The organism is uncultured Thermanaerothrix sp., assembly GCF_938028735.1.
Lineage (GTDB): Bacteria > Chloroflexota > Anaerolineae > Anaerolineales > Anaerolineaceae > Thermanaerothrix.
In genome coordinates, this window is record NZ_CALIMF010000036.1 from 1 (window position 1) to 3,424 (window position 3,424).

Genomic DNA, 3,424 nt, shown 5'->3' on the forward strand with positions numbered 1-3,424 from the left:
TGCTGATAGGTCTGCCGAAGGACACTTTCAATCGCCTCTCCAATGTATCTTCCGTAGTTGTAGTTCGGCATAAGAACGGAAACTAACGGCTCATCTGCAAGCCGTCCAAGAGGCATCGGTTTTAGTTTTTCCAGCTTGTGCTCCATTGCCCTTTGTCACAAAATCCGGAGTTCGCTAGCGCCCTCCGAGCCCAAAGACCAACGTTAAAACACAGCGCTCGCACTAGAGTAATTTCCCGTCCATGAAGCACTAAACATTTCACGCATCACGTGCAATTACTTCCGCAAACAGTTTCAGCGCCCTCGCTACCGCTTGGTCCATATTGTAGTAACGGTAATCCGCAAGCCTACCTGCGAAAATTACTGTTCTTAACTTGGCCGCCTCCCTTGCGTAAAGGACATATCTCTCCTGATTCTCCCGGCGCGGGACGGGGTAATAAGGATCATTCTGGTCAGGCGCGTAGTCCGCAGGGTACTCCACCACCACAGTTGTTCCAAGATGCACTTGCCCGGTCAGGTGCTTAAACTCTGTGATCCTGGTGAAGGGATGTTCGTTTGGATAATTTATTTGACCCACCGATTGGTACTGACGCACTGTGTAATGGAGAAATCTAAAGTGCAAGCTCCGATACGGTAGACGACCGTACATATAATCGAAGAACTCATCAATGGGTCCCGTAAAAATCAGGCGGTCGCACTTGACTACGTCCTCAACCTCCTTCCAATCTGTCCCGAGGAGCAGCTTGATATTGGGGTGACTGAGCATTTTCTCGAAAAGCTTCGTGTAACCATGCTTCGGCATAGCCTGATAAGTGTCTTGGAAATATCGATCGTCTCGGCCGACTACAACCGGAACCCTCGCCGTTACGCTAGGATCCAGCTCTTCTGGCCGAAAACCCCACTGCTTCTGCGTATAGCCTTCAAACACGTACTTGTAGACGTAGTCTGCCAAGAAACGGAGATCGGGGTCCTCTACTTCTCGTAGACGTAGGACGGGTACCCGAGCTCCGTAGCCGAAGGCCTGGATCAGCTTCTCCTGCAGCCGCTCAGCCAAGCGCGGAGGGAAAAGAAGTCGCACGGAATCGAGGTTAAAGGGCACCGGGACCTCTTTTCCCTCTATTACCGCATGCACCCGATGGTAGTAAGGCCGCCACTCGGTGAACAGGGAAAGGTATTCCCAGACCTTCTTGCTATTGGTATGGAAGATATGGGGTCCGTACTTGTGCACCAAAACCCCATGTTCATCGTAGTAGTCATACGCATTCCCGCCAATGTGACGCCGGCGATCGACCACCAAGACTCGCTTGTCCAGCTCCCTGGCAATGCGCTCCGCTAAGACGGCGCCGGTGAAACCTGCACCTATTACTAGATAAGCTACTTTCACTTTTCGCCCGGCTTATTTTTTTTCGAGCGCAAAGGGGCTCATATTGCGCCTATGCAAAACCCACCATATTGCCGAAGTAACGAAAGTCTCGGAGATCACCACCGCCACGGCCATACCCACATGAAGGAAATGCGGGGCGAGAAGCAAAGCCAGGGTCAGATTAATCAGTCCTGCACCCAAGATAATGCTATTGAAGGAGCGATCAAACCCCAAAGGGACCATCCATTGAATGCCCAAGACATTGCTGAGCGCTATAAGGGGTACTAAAAGCGACAGGATCCGCACCACGGGAACCGCAGGATCATACCCTTCTCCAAGAAAGATGCGTACGGCAAAAGGAGCGAGCACCAACAGCATAAGCCCCAGAGAACACCCTCCCAGCCCCATAACCCACAACCCGGCTCGCACCAACCCAGCCGCTTCCGTTGGGGAGTGCCGGACAAGGTAGCTCGTGCGCGGATAAAGCGTTTGCATGATAGGTCCCAAAACCCCCAGGAGGGCCTTGCTGAGCTTCTCGGCACCTGCGTAATAACCCACAATCTGAGGTGGTGCGAAAAGACCAAGGAGAAACGCGTTGCCCACAGTATACAAACTCACTGCGCCACGGAACAGGAACATTGACCATCCGAGCCGGAGCGCTTCCGAAACCCGCACCCGATTCGGCAGACGCACCGGTATCTCCCTATACGCCAGCGTCACTCCGGCCAAAGTGGAAAAGAGCGAAGCTAACCCCATCAAGCCAAGTACCTTCCACCCATCCGTCGGCCCCCTCACCACTACCAAGACTCCTATCAATGCCACCGTTTTGGAGGTAATATCCACGGTTGCCGCCAACCGCATTCGCTCTAATCCCTGAAAGTACCACGTGAGGTTGAAGGCCGTGGCAAGAGCCCAAAACACCCCAGACCAAAGCATCTCGGGGTGGATGCGAAAGATTGGAACCCAATGCGAGACAACGAATGCCACCACAAGCCCCAAGAAGGCAAGCACCACCTTGGCCCCCAGGACACCGGCAAGCAAGTCAGCGCGGCGTTCCAGAGAACCTCGGCACCTCGCGATTTCTCTAGTGGCGGAAAGATTAAACCCATACTCCACAATCAGAATGAAGTACTGCCCGAATGCTTGGGTGAATGCCACCAGCCCCCACGCCCTCGGCCCCAAGACACGAGCTACATACGGAACCATGACCAGTGGCACCAGGTAGTTGGCGAAGTGAACGGCGTATAGCCAAGCTGCATTGCTCGCCAGCCCGCCGCGCAGTCCCTCCCGCACCGTGCGATAGGCATCGACAAGTGTTTCCGTAAGCAGATTACTTTTGAGTATGGCCAACGCAACCTCCGGTAGAACAAAGAAAATCGCGAGACACGACCCGTTTTACAAGAAAGCCATCTGTTTAAGCTCTTTAAGCTCTGTCTCCTTCACAGCTTTCAGTAGGTCTAGCGAGCGGAGCCAGGCGTTCGGGGGAAACTCCCAGATTCGTGATGTTTTCGGACCCCCGATAACGAAACCGTCCACTCCAAAAATCGACGTCCCTCAATGGCCATGATGAACTATTAGCAGGTACTTGCGAAACTGCTGGGGATGCTTCCCCGCACCAAAAACCGTCTCGGCTCGGTCAGCGCCTCGTGTGAAAGGCAGCTAAGAACTAAAAGACTGGAAGGAGCCATTCACCAGGAAATTGCCCCATTGAAAAGACTTGATCCACGATGGCCAGACCGCCTCGTCCTGCCCCAGAGCGGACGAGGCGCGGAGCGTCAACCCCGGTTCGTCCTTTTAAGGCTGCGATCATCGAGCTCAAGGCCATCCGTGACGACGGACCTCAGGAACTCGTAATGGGGCTCCCAGAGCACGCGCTCCCACCCCGCCGGGGCGACAGGGCGTCGCGTGCGGCGGGCACGAGAGCCACCGTATCAGTACGCCCCCTTCCCGCTCAAAACCACTGCCGGCGTACGGAGCAGGATCCAGAGGTCCAGCCACAGAGACCAGTTGCGGATGTAGTACGTGTCCAGCTCTTCCTGGCGCGCCAGGTCGGCATCGGACC

The 3,424-nt window shown here is 54.7% G+C and carries 4 protein-coding genes; all 4 read right to left on the minus strand.

All coding sequences use genetic code 11. From position 1 onward, the window contains the following. A partial coding sequence (locus Q0721_RS12400) for a glycosyltransferase (RefSeq protein WP_366519220.1) occupies positions 1–146 on the minus strand: 146 nt, incomplete at its 3' end. A 112-nt stretch (positions 147–258) separates the two neighbouring features. After that, positions 259–1,383, minus strand: coding sequence for a UDP-galactopyranose mutase (gene glf / locus Q0721_RS12255; protein WP_299030470.1), 1,125 nt, complete (start codon positions 1,381–1,383; stop codon positions 259–261). A gap of 12 nt (positions 1,384–1,395) precedes the next feature. Then, positions 1,396–2,712: a flippase gene (locus Q0721_RS12260; RefSeq protein ID WP_299030473.1), complete on the minus strand. Its 1,317-nt coding sequence runs from the start codon at positions 2,710–2,712 to the stop codon at positions 1,396–1,398. A 581-nt stretch (positions 2,713–3,293) separates the two neighbouring features. Then, positions 3,294–3,424, minus strand: a 131-nt coding sequence (locus tag Q0721_RS12265) for a sugar transferase (RefSeq protein WP_366519221.1), incomplete at its 5' end; no start/stop codon positions are given.